This window comes from Thioalkalivibrio sp. ALE14 (assembly GCF_000376845.1).
GTDB lineage: Bacteria > Pseudomonadota > Gammaproteobacteria > Ectothiorhodospirales > Ectothiorhodospiraceae > Thioalkalivibrio.
This window is the reverse complement of the sequence record NZ_AQXY01000031.1, coordinates 109,359-130,033: the sequence shown is the minus strand read 5'-3', so window position 1 is coordinate 130,033 and position 20,675 is coordinate 109,359. Positions and strand designations below refer to the sequence as shown.

The window sequence follows — 20,675 nt, the reverse complement described above, 5'->3', positions numbered from 1 at the left end:
CATGTCCGCCGACCCCAGCTCTGTGTCCGCCTTGCCTCGCTACAGCCGCCGGGTGGTGGAGGAACGGGACGCCCACGCCGAGTTACTGGCCGATTTCCGGGCGGGCATGCTCGAAGCCCCGCGGACCCTTCCGCCCAAGTACTTCTACGATGCGCGCGGATCCCAGTTGTTCGATGCCATTTGCGACACCCCGGAATACTACCCCACGCGCCTGGAGGCGGATCTTCTGGAGCGCCACGCGGACGCGATCTTGGAGGCCTCAGGGGCGCGCACACTGTTCGAGCTGGGCAGCGGGACCTCGCGCAAGACCGAATACCTGCTGGCGGCCCTGGAAGGCCGAATCGCACAACCCCACTACATCGCGAACGATGTCTGTGCCGAGATCCTGGACGAGGCGGGCGGGCGTCTGTTGCAGCGCTTCGGGCACTTGCAGGTGGACAGCCTGTGCGGGGACTACGCGGCGGCACTGGCGCACCTCGGGGATGTGTCCGGTTCGCCGGCCGACGGCCCGCGGCTGTTCGCCTTTCTCGGCAGCAGCCTGGGGAATTTCGAAGATGCCGAGGCGGCCGGGTTGCTCCAACGGATCCGCGAGACCATGAATCCGGAAGACCGGTTGCTGCTGGGACTGGACCGGGTCAAGCCGCGTCCGGTGCTGGAGGCGGCCTACAACGATGCGGCGGGGGTGACGGCAGCGTTCAATCTGAACCTGCTGTCGGTGCTGAATACCGAGCTCGGGGCGGATTTCGATGCCGATGGCTTCGAACATCGGGCGCCCTTCGTGGAGGAACACTCGCGGATCGAGATGCACCTGGTGGCGCGACGCGACCAGGTGGTGCATGTGTCGGAACCCGAGGCACGGCTCGAGATCGCGGAGGGCGAGGCGATCCGTACCGAGATCTCGCGCAAGTTCAGCCGCGAGGCCGTCGATCGCCTGCTGGCCGCCGCAGGGCTGGAACATGAGACCGAGTGGTCGGCCCCCGAGGAGTGGTATTCGTTGTTTCTGCTGCGGCCGGGCGCGGGCTGAGTCCAATGCGGGCCCCGCGTCTGGTGCTGGTCCGGCACGCCCAGGCCGGTAATCCCGGCGACTGGGACGGCGCGGACCGCGACCGCCCGCTTACCGCGAAGGGTCAGGTCAGTGCGGTCCGCATGGCACAGGCCCTCGGCGAGCTGCTGCCGGAATCGGTGGAACTCCTGAGCAGTCCCTACCTGCGGGCCCGGCAGACGGCCATTCCGCTCTCGCAGGCGCTGGATGTGCCCGTGCGGCAGAAGAAATGGCTGGCGCCCGGGCAACCGGCTGGGCTGGAGATCGAGGCCCTGGCCCGCAGCCTCCCGGGGCATGGCGGTCTGGTGCTGGTGGGGCACGAACCCGATCTGTCGCTGCTGGCCAGCTGTCTCCTGGGCGCGACGGGCGGCCGGAGTCTCCTGCGCATGGGCAAGGGGGATGCCTGTGGGTTGACGGGCCCACTGCCGGGGCCGATGCAACTGGAGTGGCATCTGCCCCGAAAGGTACTCGAACGGATGGCCGGGGGAGAGCGGCATTGACGGCACAGTCGGAGAATGATGCGCAGACGGTCGCGGCCGTTGATCTGGGTTCCAACAGCTTCCATATGATCGTGTCCCGGCGCGAGGATGGCGAAGTCCTGAAGGTCGACCGGCTCAAGGAGATGGTGCGGCTCGCCAGCGGTCTCGACCCGGAGGGTCGGCTGGATCCAGAGGTTGCCCAGCGGGCCCTGGACTGCCTGGACCGCTTTGGCCAGCGATTGCGCCAGTTGCCGCGGGGGCACGTGCGTGTGGTCGGGACGAACACCCTGCGCCAGATGCACGACAGCCGTGGGTTCCTGCACGCCGCGGAGGAGGCGCTGGGGCACCCGGTGGAGATCATTGCCGGGCGCGAGGAGGCGCGGCTGATCTATCTTGGTGTGGCGCATACGCTGGCGGATGACAGCGGTCGCCGGCTGGTGATGGATATCGGCGGGGGGAGCACGGAGTTCATCATCGGCGAGCGCTTCGAGCCGATCCTGGCCGAGAGCCTCGAGATGGGCTGCGTGACCTTCACCCGGCGTTTCTTTGCCGACGGGAAATTGAGCCGCAAGGCCTTCGCCGCCGCACAGCTGCGGGCCGAGCAGGAGCTGCAACCGATCGCCAGTGCCTACCGCCAGCAAGGCTGGGATCAGGCGCTGGGGGCCTCCGGCACCATCCTTGCGCTGGACAGCATGGTGCACGAGGCGCGGCTCGAAGAGGCGCCGGGTATCGGCCGCGAGAGCCTTGAGGCCCTGCGGGACGGTCTGATTGAACACGGCACCGTCGAAGGGTTGAAGTTCCCCGGGCTGGCGGAGGATCGGGCACCCGTGATCGCGGGCGGGCTGGCCGTCCTGCTGGGCGCGTTCGAGGCCCTGGGCATCGAACGCCTGCACCCCTCGGACGGGGCTCTGCGCGAGGGGGTTGTGCACGATCTGCTGGGCCGTTTCCGGCATGAGGACGTCCGTGGCCAGACCATTCACAACTTGCGCCGGCGCTTCGCGGTCGACGCCGCACAAGCCGAGCGGGTCCAGGCGACGGTGGCGCGCCTGGTGACCGCGGTACGCGCGGCCTGGGGGCTCGACGAAGAGGATGCCGAACGCCTGGAGTGGGCGGCCGAACTGCATGAGATCGGGCTGGCGCTGGCGCACAGCAAGTACCACAAGCACGGCGAATACATCCTTGCCTGGGCCGACCTGCCGGGGTTCTCGCAGCCCGAGCAGGCCGAACTGGCGCTGCTGGTGAGGATGCACCGGCGGTCTTTTAAACCCAAGCTGCTGTCCGGCGTCCACGAGGGGCGCTCCGGGAGCTTACTCTGCATGGCGTCTCTGTTGCGCCTGGGGGTGTTGCTGCATCGCTCGCGGTCGCCGGATCCGGTCCCGCTGGAGCGCATCGAGGCGACGGCGGAGGGCCTGACCCTGGCCTTTGCGAGCGGCTGGCTGGATGCGCACCCGCTCACGCGTGCGGATCTGGAGGCCGAACGCGAGGAGTGGGTGCGGCACGAGCGGGTGCTGGAGTTCCAGTGATGCCGTGTGCGGGAACGAATGAAAGGGAGGCAGGATGCTGACGCTGGTGGTCTGGATCTACGTGCTTGCGGTGCCGGTATGGATTGGTATCTGGTGGTCGGCGACCGGTTTCCGGTTGATGCGCCACAACCGGTTGCTGGCACTGCCCTTCCTGCTCAGTCTGGTGTATGTGGTCGGAAACGCCCTGCTGGTGGCCATGTTCGGCGGACTCAGCGAAGCCACCTACGAGGAAGGCCGCTACGTGTTCATCACCGACCGGGCCATGATCGCGGTTCAGGCGACAGCGAGTGTACTGATCGTGGCCACCATTGTGTACGGCCTGAGCATCCGGCGGGTACCGGTGCACTTCATCCGCTTCATGGTGTATGCCTTCGTGGCGCTGTTGGGGGTGATGGCGCCGATCCTGTGGATTCCGGCGCAGGAGGCGGAGTTCTTCTTTGTGCTCCGCCATGTGCAGTCGATCGGACTGAACTTCGGGCTGTTCCTCTGCGTGGCCGGGATCGTGGTGCTGTTGCAGGACCTGCTGCGTCATGGCGACGCCGAGGTCACCCTGCTGGGCGGGCTGCATGATGTGCCGCGCTCCGAGCGTCCAAGTGAAGTGGATACAGAAAACCGCGGGAGCTGAGGCGCTTACCGGGGGTGTTGTGAACGGGTAGGGAACCCAGCGACCCTCTGCATCGGGAACAAGAGGATTGGGTTCAGGAGCGCCTCGGTTCCGGGAGGATGCCGCACGCGTGTGCGGCCCGATGGTGTGCGGCGCGTTTGCCCCTGTATTCACTCACGTTTGGGGCTTGTACTCCAGGTTCCCCGACCCTGCATTGCGCCCCGAGTGTTTATAGAACGGGGGGTAGAGGCGCTAACGGCTGTGTGACCCCTGCCTCGGGGGGCTCGGGGTGCCCACGCGAGCGTGTTCACCCATCAGCATTTCTCTGGAGCGAGACCTGCTGAGCGGGTATGTCGCCTGTTGTGTCCTGGTCCGACAGACCAAGGCGCCCCAGTAGCTTCTGGCATTCGGCGGAGTCCGCCGCCCCATTGGTCAGCAAGAAGGCGGTGCGCATGATGGGGAGATGAATGTGGCCGCTGCCCAGACCGAAGCCGTGGGCGGCCCCAATCATCTGCTTTAACGGGAGAGAAAGCCGCAGACGCGATTTCAGCGCTACGGCCATTCGAGCGGGCCAGTCCCCCGCAAGCGCCGTATCCAGGGCGGCTGGGTCGAGGCTGCAGCCCTGAAGGACGCAGCGCTGTGCCGTGGCGATGACCGCGAGCTCGCCCAGGCGATGCATCAGTCCGGCGGTAAAGCAAAGGCTGGCGTCCGCCCGCAGGCTGCGACCCAGGGCTGCGGCCTGGTGGGCCATGCGCTCGCTCTGTTCCTGGTAATGCCGGGCGCGGGTCTGGAGGGTGGGGTCCTGAAGTGTGGTGGTGAGATCGAGGGCCATGGCCATTGCCAGATTCAGGGCGGTGGGGATGCCCAGAACCTGCAGGGCGTCGCGTAGCGAGGTATTGGGGGTGTCGGTGCGCCGCAGTGCACTGCCGTTGGATGCATCGATCAGGCGCGTGACCAGGGATGGAATGTCCTGCCAGGCCTTCTCCAGTTCGGACAGCGAGAGTGTGTCGGCCCGCGCCCTCAGTTCCCGCAGTGCGTCAAGATCGATCGGTGTAGGCAGTCTCAGCTCACCGGATTCGGCTTGTTGCAGGGCGTTTTCCAGGGCGGGCGCCTCTGGCTCGCCCTCGGCTTCTTCGCGGGACTCGGCGGTAGTCGCTCCCGTGGCCAGTATCGCTTGCAGACGGTCATGCACCAGTTCCGCCTCGAACGGCTTGGAGATAAAACCCCGGACGCCGTAGCGAGCGGCGCGCTGGACGCTCTTACGGTCCGGGTTTGCGGTGATGATGACGATGGGCGTGACGCGGCCATCGATGGCCGCCCGTCGCAGGAAGTCCAGCCCGTTCCCGTCGGGCAGCGACAGGTCCGACAGCACGAGGTCGTGGTGTGTCTCGCGCCACCGTCGCAGGGCCTCGGTAATGGAGCGCGCGTGGAAGATGTCGGAATCGGGATAAAGGCCGCGAACGAGCGTCTTCAGGAGATCCGCCATGAGATCTTCGTCTTCCAGTATCAGGATCTTCATAGGGGGTCCGGATGCTCGCGCCCACAGGGAGGTTGTGATTCTCAGGTTCGGTTGTCCGAAGAACGGGGTCAAGCGGGGACCGGCGCAATCCCGGGCCCAGGTGCCCCCGCGTTGCCCATGGGTGTCGCGTCAGCCAGAGGTAGACCCCGCCAGTCCGGCTGTCAGGGCCTCCTGCGCGGAGTAGGGTGCCTGGTCGTCGGCGGGTCGAATGCGGGTGTAGCTGCCGTCCGGTTGAAGGGACCAGGCGGTGGAGGTGTCGCGCAGGTAGTTGAACAGGGATTCCTCTGCCACCCGGTCGCGCAGTTCCGGATCGCGAACAGGGAAGGCGACCTCGACCCGGCGGAAGAAATTGCGCGGCATCCAGTCCGCGCTGGAGAGGAACACCTCGGGATCGCCGCCGTTCTCGAAATAGAACACGCGGGAGTGCTCCAGGAACCGGCCCAGCACCGAGCGGACCTCGATGGTTTCCGAGATGCCGGGGACGCCCGGGCGCAGGCTGCAGATGCCGCGCACGATCAGCTGGATGGGCACACCCGCCTGCGAGGCCTCGTACAGGGCCTGAATAATCCGCGCCTCGTTGAGCGAATTCATGCGTGCGACGATGCGCGCGGGCTTCCCGGCCCGGTGATGGTCGATCTCGCGCTGGATCTTCTCCAGCATCGCGTCGTGCAGGCGGAAGGGCGCCTGAATCAGTTGGCGCAGCCGGGTCACCTTGCCCAGGCCGGTGAGTTGCAGGAATACGCGGTGGACGTCCTCGGTGAGCACCGGGTCGGCCGTCAGCAGGCCGAAATCGGTGTAGGCCTTGGCCGTGCCGGAGTGATAGTTGCCGGTTCCCAGGTGAGCATAGCGGGTGATGCGGTCGCCATCGCGGCGTACCACCAGGGCCAGCTTGGCGTGGGTCTTGTAGCCGACCACGCCATAGGTCACATGGACCCCGGCATCCTGCATGCGGTTGGCCAGTTCGATGTTGTCGGCCTCGTCGAAGCGGGCGCGCAGCTCGATGACGACAGTGACTTCCTTGCCGGCCTGAGCCGCCTCGATCAGGGTCTCGACCAGCGGCGAATGGGTGCCGGTGCGGTAGAGGGTCTGCTTGATCGCCAGTACCCTCGGGTCGGCGGCCGCCTGGCGCAGGAAGTCGACCACCGGCATGAACGACTGGTACGGGTGGTGAAGCAGGAGTTCTTGCTCGCGGATCGAGGCGAAGATGCTGCTGCCGCTCGCGTCGACGCGGGGCAGGGCCGGCACCAGTGGCGGGAACTTGAGATCCGGGCGATCGACCAGCTCGTGCACCGCCATCAGGCGGTTCAGGTTGACCAGCCCGGTGACCTGGTAGAGATCCTCGGGCCCCAGGTGGAATTCCTGCAGGAGGAAATCGGCCACCTCCTGCGGACAGTTGTCGGCGACCTCAAGGCGCACGCCGGCCCCGTAGTTGCGCTGGGGCAGCTCGCCTTCCAGGGCGTTCAGCAGGTCATCGATCTCCTCTTCCTGCACGAACAGGTCGGAGTTTCGGGTCAGCCGGAACTGGTAGCAGCCGGTGACCTTCATGCCCTGGAACAGCTCGTCCACGTGGGCGTGCAGGATGGAGGACAGGAGCACGAAGTCGTTGTCGCCGCTGGCGACCTCGCGCGGCAGGCGCACCAGGCGCGGGAGCGAGCGGGGTGCCTGCACCACGGCGCGCCCGGATTCGCGACCGAAGGCGTCCTTGCCCTTGAGGGTAACGATGAAGTTCAGGCTCTTGTTGAGGATGCGCGGAAAGGGGTGCGCGGGGTCCAGGCCGATCGGGGTGAGGACCGGCTGTAGCTGTTCGCGGAAGTATTCCCGCACCCATTCCTGCTGCGCCGTGTCCCAGTGAGTCCGGCGGACGAAGTGGATGCCCTCGGCGGCGAGCGCGGGGATGAGTTCGTCGTTGAGGGTCCGGTACTGCGCGTCGACGAGTTCGTGGGCGCGCGGCGCGATCTGGCGCAGTTGTTCGGCGGCCGAGAGGCCATCCGGTCCCGGTGCCTGCACATTGAGTTCAACCTGCTGGCGCAGGGAGCCGACGCGGACCTCGAAGAACTCGTCCAGGTTGGTGGAGGAGATGCTGAGATAGCGCAGGCGTTCCAGCAGAGGGAAGGTCGAATCCTGCGCGATGGAGAGCACCCGCCGGTTGAATTCCAGCAGCGACAGCTCGCGGTTGAGGAACAGTTCGGTTTGGGTCACGTCGGCATCCGGCATGCACGACTCGCGGCAGGAATGGACCCGCGAGTCTAGGGGAACACTGGTTAATCTACACGTTCGCGCTCGAGTCGATTTTGCGTGCGAACAAGGCGCGGTGACTGCCGTGCAGCATTCTGCACAAGGGAACCGCAACGCCGTGTGCGCGCCCGTTTTTGATTACAACGGGCGGCCGAGCCCCTGCGTTCAATAGTTTGTGGGGTTGGTGCCCCATGTTCCCCGATGCAGCGTTGCGGCCCGAATCAGTCAACAACGGGCCGGTAGCCCCACTACCGGCTGCGCACCGCGCCTTGTCTCGGGAAACATGGGGCACCAACGCGAACGTGTAGATTAACCAGTGTTTCCCTCCGGCATTATGTCAGTTCCGTGAATGGGGGGGCAGGCCTGGCCGAAGTCCCCGGGCGACGTGCCTGAACTGCGGCCCGGGTCGACGGACGGCTATAATTCAAGGCTTGATCATGCAGCGCGATATCCGCTGCCGTAAGGAGAAGTCCGTTGGCCGAATTTTCCCTGACACTGCATGCGCGCGACGAATCGCAGCCGGAGCTGCGCAAGGTCTCGGTAGCTGCTGAAGGCGAGCTGCCCGAATACGGTCAGGTATGGATGTGGGACATCGTCTACGCCCAGCAGCTGTTCGCCCTCGGCGAGGTGCAGGCGGCCCAGAACCTCAAGGAGACCATGGAGCTCTGGGCGGTGAACATGTCCAGCAAGGTCTTCCAGCCGCATGGGCATATCCTGGCAAAGGGCTACCTGGATCTGTCGGAGAACCTGCAGCTGGTGAGCGGCGACGAGGTGCCGGCCGCCGCCGAAGGGGATCGCCAGGTGGTGGTATCCGTCGACGGTCAGGCCGGTCAGCTGCCGGATGTCCGGGTATCCCCGGAAAGCCTGGCCGCCGACGAGCGCCAGGATCTCGTGCTGGGCCTCGGCCAGTACTTCAACTTCGAGAATCCCATGTTTGCGCGCGAGCTGCCGATCCATGTGCTGGCCATGCGCAAGTACCACGCGGACATCAACCTGCCGCACACCCGGGAGGCGCTGGACGAGGCTCCGTTTTTCGCCATCCAGAAAGCGATGGAGTACTTCCAGGCCGCCAACGAGGGCACCGTGCAGTAGGCAGCGCTGTCGCTGTGTGTACCCGGTGGCCCGTGCTACGGTCACGGCCATGAGGACTGTCTATTCCGCTGCCGACCCGGTTATGGCCGGGTTTATCGAGGATCTGCTCAAGGAGGCGGGGATCCCGGCCTACGTGAACCAGGCCGGGCTTCTGGGGGCCGCCGGCGAGATCCCTCCGACCGAGACTTGGGCGCGCATTATGGTGGTGCATGAGGAGCAGGCCGAGGAGGCCCGCGCCCTGATCCTGGAATATCTGGAAGGCGAGCCGGAACACGACGGCCGCGAGTGGAAATGCCCGCGCTGTGGCGAGCGGATCGAGCCGCAGTTCACCCAGTGCTGGAACTGCGGGCGGGAGAAGCCCAAAGCCTGAATCAGTCCGGCCGTCCGTTGCCGGCGTACTGTGCGCGGATGCGCTGGATGTAGTTCTGCGTCTCGCGAAACGGGGGGACGCCGCCATGGCGTTCCACCGCACCGGGCCCGGCGTTGTAGGCGGCCAGCGCCAGTTCCAGATTCCCCTCGAAGCGGTCGAGCATGGCGGCAAGGTAGCGCGTGCCGCCGTCGATGTTCTGGGCGGGGTCGAAGCGGTCGGTTACACCGAGATCGGCCGCGGTCGCGGGCATCAGCTGCATCAGCCCGTACGCGCCCACCCGCGAGACTGCCTGCGGATCGAAGCAGGACTCCACGTGGATCACCGATTGCACCAGCGCCGGGTCGACCCCCTGGCGATTGGCCGCCGCATGGATAAGGTCCGCGAACTCGCCGCCCCCGGTGGCCAGTGCGTGGCGGGCGCGCGCGCCGCAGCGCGCGCGCGCGGTGGGGCGCCCGTAGGTCGCGACCAGCTCCATGCCGTTGTCCTGGCGGTGCTGGTTGGTGACCAGGCGTTCGCCGTCGGGGCCCTGGAAGACGAAGATCTGGCTGGGGGACCAGTCGCCACCGCGGGTTGTCGTGGCGGCGGTGCCGGTGCGGGCGGGCGAGCGGATGGTCTCGTACGGGACGCCGTGCGGGCGCTCGTCGGTCAGGACCCGGGCGCCGGAGGCGTCCCGGTAGCTGTAGAGCTCGGCGGCACTGTTGCCGGCCAGCACCAGGCCTGAGAGCAGTGCGAGCAGGCGCAGCGCCGACCGGGCGGAATGCTTACCATGGCTTGGATGCAACCCCTGTTCTCCCTGGCTCTGTCGAGAGCCGAGTACCGATCCCGATGACCGAGACCCCGTTCACAGTCTGCATTATGGCGCCCGAAAGCGCACGGCTTAAAGAGCGTGTGGACGAGTTGCTCGCGGGCTGCGATGTTGCGGTACCGGAAATCGAGGTGCTGGAGTCGGTGGACTCGACTAATCGTTACCTGCTGGAGACGGCGCCTGACGCCGGGGCAACGCCGCGAGCTTGCCTCGCCAGGTGCCAGACGGCGGGTCGCGGCCGGCGAGGCCGGACCTGGCAGGCTCGGCCGGGGGCGAGTCTGGCCCTTTCGCTGGCGTGGCCGATCCGGGAGGGGCGGGTGCCGCCGGCCTACCCGGTTGGCGTTGGGATCGGGGTCATCCAGGCTCTGGAGGAACTGGGCCTTGAGGGCGTGCGCCTCAAGTGGCCCAACGACGTGATGGTGGACGGTGCCAAGCTGGGCGGGATTCTGATGGAGCAGCGGATGGCGGGAGCTGACCGTCCGGGCTGGCTGGTCGCGGGCATCGGGATCAATCGGGAGGCCGCGGATACGCTGGGGCTGGAGCGCGCGGTAACCGATCTCGCGAGCCATCTCCCGGGAAAGGTACCGGAGTGGCTGGAACTGGCCGCCCGGGTGGTCGAGCGGCAATGCCGCCTGCATCCGGTATTGTTGCAGGAGGGGATCACGTCGCTGCAGGACGATCTGGAACGCCTTGACCTGCTGAAAGGTCGGACGATCGAGGTCCTGGACGACGGGTCGAAGGGCCGGGCGCTCGGGATCGATTCGGCGAGCGGTTGCCTGGTGGCGGCGTTCGAGGACGGTCAGGTGCGGCACCTGCATTCGGGCGAGGTTTCGATACGGGGATATGAACATGGCTGACATCGCGCTGGTGGATATCGGCAGCAGCCGGGTCAAATGGCAGGTCCGCAGCCCGGACGGGGACGTACTGGGTTCCGGCGCGACGCGCGAGCCCGCCGGCTGTGCGCGAGCCCTAGCCTCCATGACGCAGGAGTCCCCCATCGACGCTGTGTGGGTCTCGCGGGTGACAGGCGAGCGGGGGGCCGCGTTTTCCGCGGAGCTGGCGGCGGCTGGAGTGGAGGCCACGCTGCACGAGGCGCAGGCGGCGGCAACGGGGCCGAACGGGCTGTACAGCGACTATGCGGCGGGGCAGCTGGGCGCGGACCGCTACTGTGCGCTGGTCGCCGCGCGGGCGCTGTGCGATACGCCGGTCATCGTGGTCGACGCCGGGACGGCGGTGACCGTGGATGTACTGGAGGGGAGCGGACGCCATGCCGGCGGTTATCTGCTGCCGGGGCGCCAGCTCGGCTGGGAGACGCTGCAGCCCCGCCTGGCCGACCGCATCGCGCCGCGCGAGGCCACGCAGTGGCCGGAGGATCTGGACCCTGCGCCAGGCCTGAACAGCGCGGATGCACTGGAGCGGGGCTGGGGCCTGGGGCTGGCCGGCGCGCTCGACGGCCTCATCGGGCGTTCACGCGACGCCTTGGGCGAAACCGCGCCGTGCTGGCTGACGGGTGGGGATGCCTACTGGCTGGCGCCGCTGCTGCGCGAGGACTCGCGGATCTTCCCCAATCTGGTGCTCGACGGCCTGTGGGAGCTGTCGCGTGTGGAGGGCGTCGGATGCGCTGGCTGATCCTGTCGCTCGCACTGCTGAACCTGGGCTATTTCGCCTGGGTCTGGCACGACGGGCGTCTGGATCCGGACCCCTACGCCGATGTGCCCCCGGTGGAGCGCAATGGTGGGGATGTGGAGTTGCTGGATGTGTGGTTGGAAGTGTCCGCAGAGGGTCAGGGACCGGACGATGTCGCAGGGCGTGAGCGGCCCGCAAGCGGGGCTGATTAACCGTTCGCTATGATTTAGGGCGGCCTGCGCGCTCGGCCCGGCGACGGTCACGGTGGCGTTGCCAGGCGGCCGATACCCGTCGAGATGCCCAGTAGCCGGCCATCGCCGTGGGTGTGGCGATCAGGAGGCTGCCGAGCAGGGTATATGTGATCTCGTCCCCGATCCCTTGCAGATACCAGGCGTCCATGTCGCGGGCCAGCAGCGGGGTATAGCGGAAGACCGCTTCGCCGAGCTGGTGGAAGACCCAGTACAGGGGCGCTGCGGTGAAGGGGTTGCTGACGAACGAGGCCACGAAGGCCGTTGGAAAATTCCCGGCCAGCGCGATGCAGAGGATGATGATCAACACGGTCTGAAACCCGACCGTCGGCGTCAGTCCAATGAACAGACCGATGGCGACCCCGCGGGCCATCGCCTCCGGGCCGCTCTTCATGCTCCCGGCGGCATGCAGCCCGGAATGCAGTCGCGGATGACGGGCCAGCCAGTTGTGGGCGCGCCAGCGCAAGGCCCGCCAGCGGATGCTGGCCCACCTCAGCATGGCCGCGGGTGCCTCAGGCCGCTCCCCACCGGGCCGCGGTCTCGGGCGTCCAGCCGACGGTGATCGCGGAGTCCTGTTCGATGACGGGCCGCTTGATGAGCGCCGGGTGTTCGAGCATCAGCGCGATGGCACGTTCCGCATCCAGTCCCTCGCGCTGATCGTCCGGGAGTTGGCGCCAGGTCGTGCCGCGCCGGTTGACCAGGGTTTCCCAGCCGACGGCGTCGACCCAGGCGCGCAGCCGATCGGCCTCCAGCTCGTCCTTGCGAACGTCCACGAAACGATAGCTCACGCCGGCCGCATCGAGCGCCCGGCGGGCCTGGCGGATGGTATCGCAGTTGGCGATGCCGTAGAGCGCGATCTCAGACATCGCGCAGCAGGGCGTTCAGGCCCACCTTGGCCTTGGTCTTCTCGTCCACGCGCTTCACGATCACGGCGCAGTACAGCGAGTACTTGCCGTCTTTCGACGGAAGGTTGCCCGAGACGACCACGGAACCGGCCGGCACGCGGCCGTAGAGGATCTCGTCGTTTTCGCGATCGTAGATGCGGGTGGACTGGCCCAGGTACACGCCCATGGAGATGACCGCGCCTTCCTCGACGATCACGCCCTCGACCACCTCGGAGCGCGCGCCGATGAAGCAGTTGTCCTCGATGATGGTCGGGGCGGCCTGCAGCGGCTCCAGTACGCCGCCGATACCCACGCCGCCGGAGAGGTGCACGTTCTTGCCGATCTGGGCGCAGGAGCCGACCGTGGCCCAGGTGTCCACCATCGTGCCTTCATCGACATAGGCGCCGATGTTCACGTAGGACGGCATCAGCACGGTGTTGGGGGCAATGAAGCTCCCGCGACGGGCGGTGGCCGGGGGCACGACGCGCACGCCCGCCTCGCGGAAGTCGCGGCTGGAGGTGTCCGCGTACTTGGACGGGACCTTGTCGTAGTAGTTGGTGAAGCCGCCCTTGATGAACTCGTTCTCGGAGATACGGAACGACAGCAGCACGGCCTTCTTGAGCCATTCGTTCACCACCCAGTCGCCGTCCTTTTTCTCGGCGACACGGGCGCGGCCGGTGTCCAGCATCTCCAGCGCCTCGTTTACGGCATCGCGGACGTTGGTTTCCACGTTGCGCGGGTTGATCTCGGCGCGGCGTTCGAAGGCGGTTTCGATGGTGCTCTGGATATCGGACATTAATAGTTCCCTTTAAGACGATGAAAAATGGTTATAAGTTATTGATAGAGTGCCGCGATCCGTTCCGCGGCCTCGATACAGGCAGTGGGTTCGGCGACCAGTGCCATGCGCACATGGCCGGCGCCGGGATTGTGCCCGCTGGCCGGGTCGGTACGGGAGAGGTAACGCCCGGGCAGGACGGTGATACCTGCCTCGCCATACAGGCGTCGGGCAAAGCCCTCGTCATCGCCATCCGGCACGCGCGGCCACAGGTAGAAGCCGGCGGCCGGCGTCTGCACGTCGAGGACCGGTTTCAGGATGGGTACCACCGCGGCAAATTTCTCGGCATACAGGGCGCGATTCTCGGCCACATGCGCCTCATCCGACCAGGCCGCGCGGCTGACCGCCTGGGTGGGTGGCGGCAGGGTGCAGCCGTGGTAGGTGCGATACAGCGCGAAGCGCTCCAGCAACGCGGCGTCCCCGGCCACGAACCCGGACCGCAACCCCGGCAGGTTGGAGCGCTTGGAGAGGCTGTGGAACACGACACAGCGTTGGAATTCGGTGTTGCCCATGCGTGCGGCGGCGCCCAGTAGCCCGGCTGGCGGTTGCGCGTCCGGGTGATGGATCTCGGAGTAGCACTCGTCCGCCGCGATCACGAAGTCGTGGCGCTGGGCGAGACGGATCAGGTTCTGCATCGCGGCCTCGGACATGCAAGCCCCGGCCGGATTGCCCGGATTGCATATGTAGACGAGTTGTATCGCATCCCAGGTGGCGGGCTCTACGGCGGAGAAGTCGGGCAAATAGCCGTTCTGCGGAGCCAGATCGTAGAAGGCCGGCTCCGCCCCGGCGAGCAGCGCCGCGCCCTCGTAAATCTGATAGAAGGGGTTCGGCATCAACACGCGCGCACCGGGCTTTTGCTCGACCACCGCCTGGGCGATGGCAAACAACGCCTCGCGGGTGCCACTGACGGGCAGCACCTGTTTCTCGGCGTCGACTGTATCCAGATCGAAACGCCGCTGCAGCCAGGCCGCGATGGTCTCGCGCAGGGCCGGTTCGCCGCGCGTGGTTGGGTAGTGGTTGTAACCCTGTACGGCTTCGCGCAGGGCGGGCTCGACGAAACCCGGAAGCGCGTGGCGCGGTTCGCCGATCGACAGCGCGATCGGCTCCAGCCCTTCCGGCTGGCGCAGGTCCGCGAACAGGGCCCGCAGGCGTTCGAACGGGTAGGGCTGTAGCCGGTCCAGGCGGGGATTCATGGCGTCCGGGGATTCCTGTGCAGGGCGCGAACCGAAAGACCGCGCAGTATACCGAACCCGGCGGGGCGACGGCACCGCGATCGTTCAGTCGCGATGGCGCGGCCGGGTGTACCAGAACCAGCTGAGGCGACGGGAGCGCAGGCTCCAGGGGAACAGAAGGACCTGCAGCACGACCAGGATGTGGCGCGCGGGGTGAAACCAGTCCGCCTTGCGCCCGGAGGTCAACACGGGGGTGTCCAGGATTTCCACGCGCTGGCCGTGTGCCCGGCCCCAGCGGCGCAGGGCGCGCGACAGGAAGACCTCTTCCCCGGCGTACACGGTTTCGCTGAAGCCGCCGACGGCGGTGAAGGCCTCGCGGGTACAGAAGACGTAACAGCCGGCGGCTAGCTTCAGGCGCGCCGCCAGCGCGTTCCAGGCGCCGGCACCCCAGCGGTAGATGTGGTGATTCAGGTGGTCGAAATCTACCCGGGCACCGCCGCCGCAGACGCGGCCGCTGTCCAGTGCCTTCAGGGTGTCCTGCAGCAGGTCGCGATCCGGCCAGGTATCGGCATCCACGAACAGCAGGTAATCCCCGGTGGCGGCCTCCGCCCCTGCATTGCGGGCGCGGCTGATCCTGCGTTCCGGCTCGAAAATCACGCGACAGCCCGCGCGCTGCGCGATCTGCGGGGTCGCGTCCGTGGAGGCGTTGTCGACCACGATGATCTCGGTGGGCCGATCGAAGCCCGCAAGCGCGTCCTGAACGGCCGCCAGGGTGCGGGGCAGCCACTCGGCTTCGTTCCAGGCCGGGACGATGACGGACAGGGCGGGGGCGCGGGTCACGCCGGGGCGAGGCTCAATAGGTCGCCATGTGAGGATCGACCTCGCGTGCCCAGGCATCGATGCCGCCGGACAGATTGACCACGTTGTTGAACCCGACGCGGGCGAGGAAACCGCACACCTGCTGGCTGCGCACGCCGTGGTGACAGATCACCACGATTTCGTCCTCCGGGTTCAGATCCTGGTATGCCGTCGGGATCTGGCCCATCGGGAGCAGCTGCGAGCCTTCAATGCGGCAGTGACGAAACTCCCAGGGTTCGCGCACATCCAGCAGCTTCGGCGGGTTCGTTGCCTGCGAGAGATAGTCGTGCAATTCCCGGGGAGATATTTGGCGCATGGGTCGATCCGTGCCTGAGTACGGAGATCACGCTATGACCAGGGCCGGGGGCTGGCAAGAAGGCGGATGGTGGGTAGGGCAAGGTTGTCACGGGGCGTCGGCGGTGGAGTCTCACAAGGTTGTCCTCAGGTATCCCGATCCCGCGGATCGGCGCCGCATACGGGTTTCGCTGACGGAAAAGGGCCTGAACCTGAAGGCGATGCGTGACTACCTGGCATCGTTGCCGTAAAGCGTTTGGAGGACGCCGCACGGCGGCGTGTGGCCGACGCTTCATAACACCAATTCGGGTCTAACCGGAATATCCGATTAAGGCTTGCAGCCTTCATACAGTCCGGAACGAAAAAGGGCGCCCGAATGCGGGTGCCCTCTCTCAGGAATATGGCGCGCCCGGAAGGATGGCGGCGACGTTGCGCGTCTTGCCCTTCCGGGTGTCGGCCGTGGGCCGACACGTTCCTCGCTGCGCTCGGGATCGAACCGTATTGTTGGACGGAGGTTCGAATCCTTTGTGCTGGCCCAAACGAAAAAGGGCACCCGGATGTGGGTGCCCTCTCTCAGGAATATGGCGCGCCCGGAAGGATTCGAACCTCCGACCACCTGGTTCGTAGCCAGGTACTCTATCCAGCTGAGCTACGGGCGCATCGTCTGAAGGCGCGCATTATCGCGATTGACCCCGGGGGATGCAAGCCGTCGGGAAGGATTCTGTGTCTTTCGATCGTTCTCACCGTCGCGGGATGGGCTGATAAGGCGTGCTGCGCACGCGGTCGTGCTCGACCATGCGGTAGTGGACGAAGTCGTCCTTGTCGTGGAAGTGCAGGAAGGGGTTGCCCGCGTCCTCCTCCTCCAGTGTGGATTCCGGCTTTTCCGCGTAGTTGTGACCCGGGTGGATGCACGTGTGGGCCGGAAGCCCTTCACGAAGACCGTTCAGGGTATGGAACATCTGTTCCGGGTCGCCGCCGGCCAGGTCGCAGCGGCCGCAGCCGAACACGAACAGGGTGTCGCCGGTAATCAGGTCGTCGCCGGCCGGCATGTGGAAGCAGGCGGAACCGGGGGTGTGGCCGGGGGTGTGCAGGAAACGGATTTCGGTGTCGCCCAGGCGCATGTCGTCTCCGCCGTGGTGTAGCTCGGGGCGTTCCAGTGCCTTCCCCCAGAACTCCGCTTCGGGTTTGAGCAGGTGCAGGCGAGCATTCGGGTACTGATCGAGGATCGCCTCGACCCCGTTGATGTGATCGTGATGGCTGTGGGTCAGCAGGATGTCGGAGATCTCGACGTCGTTCTCGCGCGCCTGGCGGATGATCGCCTCGGGTTCCCAGGCGGGGTCGACCACGGCGCCGCGGTGGCTGGCGCGATCCTCGATCAGGTAGACGAAATTCTCCATCGGGCCGAGTTCCTGGCGGTGGATTCGGTAGGGAAGGTTATGGCGGTCCATCGGCGCGTCTCCGGGAATCGTTCGGGGTTTGGTATGGTCCATGAGCCAACCATCCTGTTCCGAGAACCAGCCCGATGCCAAATTCCGAGAATGCACCTGTTGCTTCCGCCGCTCTTGATGCCGAGGCGGACTGGGAGGCCCGCTACCAGGCGGGCTCCACCCGCTGGGATCGGGGCGGGCCCAGCCCGTCGCTGGAGCGGTGGATGGAGGTGACGGCGCTGCAACCCGGCGCCCGCATCGTGGTGCCGGGTTGCGGGTTTGGCCACGAGGTTCCGGCGCTGGCCGGCCGGGGATTCCATGTGGTGGGGCTGGACGTGGCGCCAACCCCGGTGCGGCAGCTGCGGCGGGAAGTGAGCCAGGCCGGGCTGGAAGCTGAAGTGGTCCAGGCCGATATGCTCGCCTGGCAGCCCGAGACTCCGGCAGACGGGGTCTACGAGCAAACATCCCTTTGCGCGCTGCCACCCGACCAGTGGCCAGCCTACGAGCATCAGTTGCATGCCTGGTTGCGGCCGGGGGGCGAACTCTTCGCATGTTTCATGCAGACCGGGCGCGAGGGTGGTCCACCCTTCCATTGTGCCTTGCCGGACATGCGCGCGCTGTTCACGTCCGACCACTGGGAGTGGCGCGATGACGTCGGGCGCACCGACCACACGAACGGCAAGTACGAGCAGCTGTACCGTTTGCTCCGGCGGTAGCGGCAAGCGGCGGGAGACAGCCGGACTGTGGTCGAGGATCTCCCGCTTCCCGGCGTGGGAGATCCGTTCAAGTGCATCCATATGATCTAGATTCACGGGGGAAGAGGTCACAAGCCGTCCTGGCCGGTGAGCCCTCCCGTCCACCCGAAAAAGGAGTGCGCGATGAGAGTCTGGATGCTGGTTTTGCTGTTGATGCTGCTGCCGTTCCCCCTGGGGGCCTCCGATTCCGGAGACGTCGAGGAGTTCGATCGCGAGACGTTGCAGCAGATGGTCCGCCACAGCGTGGAACTGGTCCGCATCGAGGATGGCGTGAGTATCGAGGACGCCATCGAGTCGATGAAGCTACGGGCGAACCTGCGCAACTTCCAGGAAGTGGCCGACCTCCCTCTGTCGGATCAGGTGCAGGCCATGGGAGGCGAGGGCAACTACATGCGTATCCTGGCGTTCTGCGATGCGCTGATTGCGAACCAGATGGTGCAGCACGACATCATCTTCGCCAGCTTCCTGCCCTGCCGCATCGCGGTGGTGGAAGACGGTGAGGGCCAGGGCTGGATCGTGACCACCAACATGGACATGATGCTGCACGCGACGGATCTCCCCGAGGATCTCGAGGCGACCGCGCGCGAGGTCCGGGACACGATCTACAGCATCGTCGAGGCGGGACGCACCGGCGACTTCTGAGTCCCGCCAATAGAAACGCCCGCGGCTCCTTGCGGAGGCCGCGGGCGTTGGTCGTGGGGCGCTACCCGCTATGCTAGCCGTTGGCGGCCTTGCGCTTGATCATCAGCGTGCCATCCGCGCGCGAGCCCGATTTTTTCGCCGCGCCTGCCCCCTTGGAGGCAGGCCGTTTTCCGGGCGCGGCATAGGCCGGACGCTTGCGGTTGGCCGGTGCCGGTCCGCGTTTGGCCGGGGCCGGCTTGGCGAAGGACTTGGGCTTCGTGTTGCTCGATTCAGCCCGCTCGTTGCGCGGCTTACTCGGCTTGCGCGGGGTAGCCGGACGTGCGTCTTCCTGGTTGGCAGCCTGGCCCGGTCGGGGTGCCTGGCGGCTCAGCTCCAGCTTGCGATTGGCCACGTGGATATTGCCCAGGCGCTGAATCGCGGCTTCATCAAGCGAGGCCGGAAGATCAACGTGGCTGTGGTCGTCGCGCAGGCCGATGCGGCCGATGTCGCGACCGTTCAGGCCGCCTTCGTTCGCCAGTGCGCCGACGATGGCACCCGGGGCCACACCATTATTGCGCCCCACGGGCATGTAGTAGCGCACCATGTCGGCTTCCGGCTCGCGATCCTTGCCGCGTGACGGACGCGCACCGCGCGGCTTCGAGTCGCGACGGTGGCTGTCACGCTCGGAATAGGGTGCACGCGCGGCGGCCAGCAGCGGATCGTTGCCTTTTTGGGCATTCGCGTCCAGCGGGCTACCGGCCGTCGCCAGGGCGACCAGGGCCGTCGCCAGTTCGCGTTCGGATACATCGCCGTTGGCCAGCAGACGCTCGACCAGAGCCTCGTGTGCGCTGGCCTGTTCGCTGCCCAGCAAGGCCTGCACGCGCTCGGCGAAACGACCTTCGCGTCGCGCCTGGACGGCCTGGCGGTCGGGCAGCGGTTGTTCGCGCACCGGCTTGCCGGTGAGGCGCTCGATGTCCTTCAGCATGCGACGCTTGCGCGGCTCCAAGAACAGGATCGCGCGGCCCTTGCGCCCGGCGCGGCCGGTACGGCCAATGCGGTGCACGTAGACCTCGGCATCGCCGGGGGCATCGAAGTTGAAGACGTGGCTGATGCGCGGCACATCGATGCCGCGGGCGGCCACGTCGGTCGCCACGATCACGTCCAGACGGCCGTCGCGCAGGTCGCTGACGACCCGCTCGCGCTCGCCCTGTTCCATGTCGCCATTCAGGGCCGAGGCGGCAATGCCGGCCTGACCGAGGGCGTCGGCGATCTCGACCGTGGAGGCCTTGGTGCGGGCGAAGACGACCGCACCGTCCAGGCCGTCTTCGGTCTCCATCAGGCGCGTCAGGGCCTCCAGCTTGTGACGGGCGTCGACCAGGCAGTAGCTCTGGTCGATATCGGTACCCGCCTCGTTGCCGGCACCGATCTTGATCTCTTCCGGCTCGCGCATGTGACGGTGCGCAATGCGGCGAATGGGCGCCGGCATGGTGGCCGAGAACAGGGTGGTCTGACGGGTATCGGGGGTCTGCTCGAGGATCCACTCGATCTCCTCGACAAAGCCCATGCGCAACATCTCGTCGGCCTCGTCCAGCACCACGACGCGCAGGGCGTCGAGATTCAGCGTGCCACGCTTGATGTGATCCACGACGCGCCCGGGGGTGCCGACCACGATCTGCGGACCCTTGCGCAGGGCGCGCAGCTGCTCGCCCATCGGCTGGCCGCCGTAGACCGGCAGGACGTCGATGCTGGCAAAACCGGCCGCGAATTCGGTCAGCGCGCCGGCCACCTGGTTGGCCAGTTCGCGGGTCGGGGCCAGCACGAGCGCTTGCGGAACGCGCTGGGTGGCGTCGATGAGGTCGATCAGTGGCAGGCCAAAGGCGCCGGTCTTGCCGGTACCGGTTTGAGCCTCGCCCAGGACATCACGCCCCGCCAGAAGCGCGGGGATGCAGGCGCCCTGTACCGGGGTGGGGGTGGAAAAGCCCATATTCGACAGGGCACGAACCAGCGACTCGGAAAGCCCGAGCTGGGCGAAGGAGGGGGAATCTGACATTGGGATACTCACACAGGCCGGAAACAAAGGCCCGGCGAAAATCGGATGGCAACTGCCAACCCGGCATCATACACGAATCGTAGCCCTAACAAGCGAAAACTTCGGGACTTTCTTGGGAGCGTCCCTGCCTGGCAGTCGTTCCTGTGCGGGGACGAGATCGAACGTGTTGCGGATCATCCCTCGTTTGGAGGCCAGGCGCGCGGGCGGATCGTATCGTTTTGGGGCGGAGCCGAAAT

At 66.7% G+C, this 20,675-nt stretch carries 22 protein-coding genes and 1 tRNA gene; 11 read left to right on the top strand and 12 right to left on the bottom strand.

The features are described from left to right. The first annotated feature begins 1 nt into the window (after position 1). From egtD to F572_RS0113435, 4 genes are read left to right on the top strand one after another with little or no spacing between them, the layout of a single operon-like run. Entirely contained in the window at positions 2-1,024 is a 1,023-nt protein-coding gene (gene egtD / locus F572_RS0113450; protein WP_017942442.1) for an L-histidine N(alpha)-methyltransferase, read from the top strand. A 5-nt stretch (positions 1,025-1,029) separates the two neighbouring features. Continuing rightward, positions 1,030-1,542 (top strand): histidine phosphatase family protein, encoded by a 513-nt coding sequence (locus F572_RS0113445; RefSeq protein ID WP_017942443.1) that lies wholly within the window; start codon positions 1,030-1,032, stop codon positions 1,540-1,542. Then, entirely contained in the window at positions 1,539-3,044 is a 1,506-nt protein-coding gene (locus F572_RS0113440; RefSeq protein WP_017942444.1) for a Ppx/GppA phosphatase family protein, read from the top strand. Before F572_RS0113445 ends, F572_RS0113440 begins: the two co-directional genes overlap by 4 nt. A 34-nt stretch (positions 3,045-3,078) precedes the next feature. After that, on the top strand, positions 3,079-3,669 hold the full coding sequence (locus tag F572_RS0113435; protein WP_017942445.1) for a hypothetical protein: 591 nt from the start codon (positions 3,079-3,081) through the stop codon (positions 3,667-3,669). A 286-nt stretch (positions 3,670-3,955) separates the two neighbouring features. On the opposite strand, the gene F572_RS0113430 is transcribed toward F572_RS0113435, so the two are convergent. Together F572_RS0113430 and ppk1 are read right to left on the bottom strand one after the other, a co-directional pair. Then, positions 3,956-5,167 (bottom strand): response regulator, encoded by a 1,212-nt coding sequence (locus F572_RS0113430; RefSeq protein WP_017942446.1) that lies wholly within the window; start codon positions 5,165-5,167, stop codon positions 3,956-3,958. A gap of 129 nt (positions 5,168-5,296) precedes the next feature. Then, positions 5,297-7,381, bottom strand: coding sequence for a polyphosphate kinase 1 (ppk1, locus tag F572_RS0113425; RefSeq protein WP_017942447.1), 2,085 nt, complete (start codon positions 7,379-7,381; stop codon positions 5,297-5,299). Positions 7,382-7,876: 495 nt separating this feature from the next. On the opposite strand from ppk1, the gene F572_RS0113420 reads away from it, so the two are divergent. Both F572_RS0113420 and F572_RS0113415 read left to right on the top strand, forming a co-directional pair. After that, positions 7,877-8,494 carry a hypothetical protein gene (locus F572_RS0113420; RefSeq protein ID WP_017942448.1) on the top strand — a complete coding sequence of 206 codons (618 nt, stop codon included), beginning with the start codon at positions 7,877-7,879 and terminating at the stop codon, positions 8,492-8,494. 49 nt (positions 8,495-8,543) lie between these two features. After that, positions 8,544-8,864: a DUF2007 domain-containing protein gene (locus F572_RS0113415; protein WP_081602044.1), complete on the top strand. Its 321-nt coding sequence runs from the start codon at positions 8,544-8,546 to the stop codon at positions 8,862-8,864. A gap of 1 nt (position 8,865) precedes the next feature. On the opposite strand, the gene F572_RS0113410 is transcribed toward F572_RS0113415, so the two are convergent. Continuing rightward, positions 8,866-9,645, bottom strand: coding sequence for a lytic transglycosylase domain-containing protein (locus F572_RS0113410; RefSeq protein WP_017942450.1), 780 nt, complete (start codon positions 9,643-9,645; stop codon positions 8,866-8,868). Positions 9,646-9,719: 74 nt separating this feature from the next. Here F572_RS0113410 and F572_RS0113405 point away from each other — a divergent pair, with 74 nt between their 5' ends. From F572_RS0113405 to F572_RS0113395, 3 genes are read left to right on the top strand one after another with little or no spacing between them, the layout of a single operon-like run. Next, entirely contained in the window at positions 9,720-10,526 is an 807-nt protein-coding gene (locus F572_RS0113405; RefSeq protein WP_026143087.1) for a biotin--[acetyl-CoA-carboxylase] ligase, read from the top strand. Next, positions 10,519-11,298 (top strand): type III pantothenate kinase, encoded by a 780-nt coding sequence (locus F572_RS0113400; RefSeq protein WP_017942452.1) that lies wholly within the window; start codon positions 10,519-10,521, stop codon positions 11,296-11,298. The genes F572_RS0113405 and F572_RS0113400 overlap by 8 nt, the downstream gene beginning before the upstream one ends. Next, on the top strand, positions 11,286-11,507 hold the full coding sequence (locus tag F572_RS0113395) for a hypothetical protein (protein WP_017942453.1): 222 nt from the start codon (positions 11,286-11,288) through the stop codon (positions 11,505-11,507). Before F572_RS0113400 ends, F572_RS0113395 begins: the two co-directional genes overlap by 13 nt. A gap of 7 nt (positions 11,508-11,514) precedes the next feature. Here the strand turns inward: F572_RS0113395 and F572_RS0113390 are convergent, their stop codons facing one another. The 8 genes from F572_RS0113390 to F572_RS0113350 form a co-directional block, all read right to left on the bottom strand. Beyond that, positions 11,515-12,042, bottom strand: coding sequence for a DUF2062 domain-containing protein (locus tag F572_RS0113390; protein WP_017942454.1), 528 nt, complete (start codon positions 12,040-12,042; stop codon positions 11,515-11,517). A 13-nt stretch (positions 12,043-12,055) separates the two neighbouring features. Next, a complete protein-coding gene (locus F572_RS0113385) occupies positions 12,056-12,409 on the bottom strand; it encodes an ArsC family reductase (protein WP_017942455.1) in 354 nt (117 codons plus the stop codon). Beyond that, positions 12,402-13,223: a 2,3,4,5-tetrahydropyridine-2,6-dicarboxylate N-succinyltransferase gene (gene dapD / locus F572_RS0113380; RefSeq protein ID WP_017942456.1), complete on the bottom strand. Its 822-nt coding sequence runs from the start codon at positions 13,221-13,223 to the stop codon at positions 12,402-12,404. Before dapD ends, F572_RS0113385 begins: the two co-directional genes overlap by 8 nt. Before the next feature lie 38 nt (positions 13,224-13,261). Continuing rightward, a complete protein-coding gene (dapC, locus tag F572_RS0113375; protein WP_017942457.1) occupies positions 13,262-14,455 on the bottom strand; it encodes a succinyldiaminopimelate transaminase in 1,194 nt (397 codons plus the stop codon). An 84-nt stretch (positions 14,456-14,539) separates the two neighbouring features. Further along, positions 14,540-15,274: a glycosyltransferase gene (locus tag F572_RS0113370; protein ID WP_017942458.1), complete on the bottom strand. Its 735-nt coding sequence runs from the start codon at positions 15,272-15,274 to the stop codon at positions 14,540-14,542. Between the two features lie 13 nt (positions 15,275-15,287). Then, complete coding sequence (locus F572_RS0113365) at positions 15,288-15,608, bottom strand: rhodanese-like domain-containing protein (protein ID WP_026143088.1); 321 nt, start codon at positions 15,606-15,608, stop codon at positions 15,288-15,290. Between the two features lie 560 nt (positions 15,609-16,168). Beyond that, a tRNA-Arg gene (locus tag F572_RS0113355) sits at positions 16,169-16,245 on the bottom strand. 81 nt (positions 16,246-16,326) lie between these two features. Beyond that, positions 16,327-17,034, bottom strand: a complete 708-nt coding sequence (locus tag F572_RS0113350) for an MBL fold metallo-hydrolase (protein ID WP_017942461.1) — start codon at positions 17,032-17,034, stop codon at positions 16,327-16,329. 74 nt (positions 17,035-17,108) lie between these two features. Between F572_RS0113350 and F572_RS0113345 the strand changes: the two genes are divergently transcribed. After that, positions 17,109-17,729, top strand: a complete 621-nt coding sequence (locus F572_RS0113345) for a methyltransferase domain-containing protein (protein ID WP_017942462.1) — start codon at positions 17,109-17,111, stop codon at positions 17,727-17,729. A 162-nt stretch (positions 17,730-17,891) separates the two neighbouring features. Then, entirely contained in the window at positions 17,892-18,410 is a 519-nt protein-coding gene (locus tag F572_RS0113340) for a DUF302 domain-containing protein (protein WP_026143089.1), read from the top strand. A 73-nt stretch (positions 18,411-18,483) separates the two neighbouring features. On the opposite strand, the gene F572_RS0113335 is transcribed toward F572_RS0113340, so the two are convergent. Beyond that, entirely contained in the window at positions 18,484-20,439 is a 1,956-nt protein-coding gene (locus F572_RS0113335; RefSeq protein ID WP_017942464.1) for a DEAD/DEAH box helicase, read from the bottom strand. Positions 20,440-20,675 lie beyond the last annotated feature (236 nt).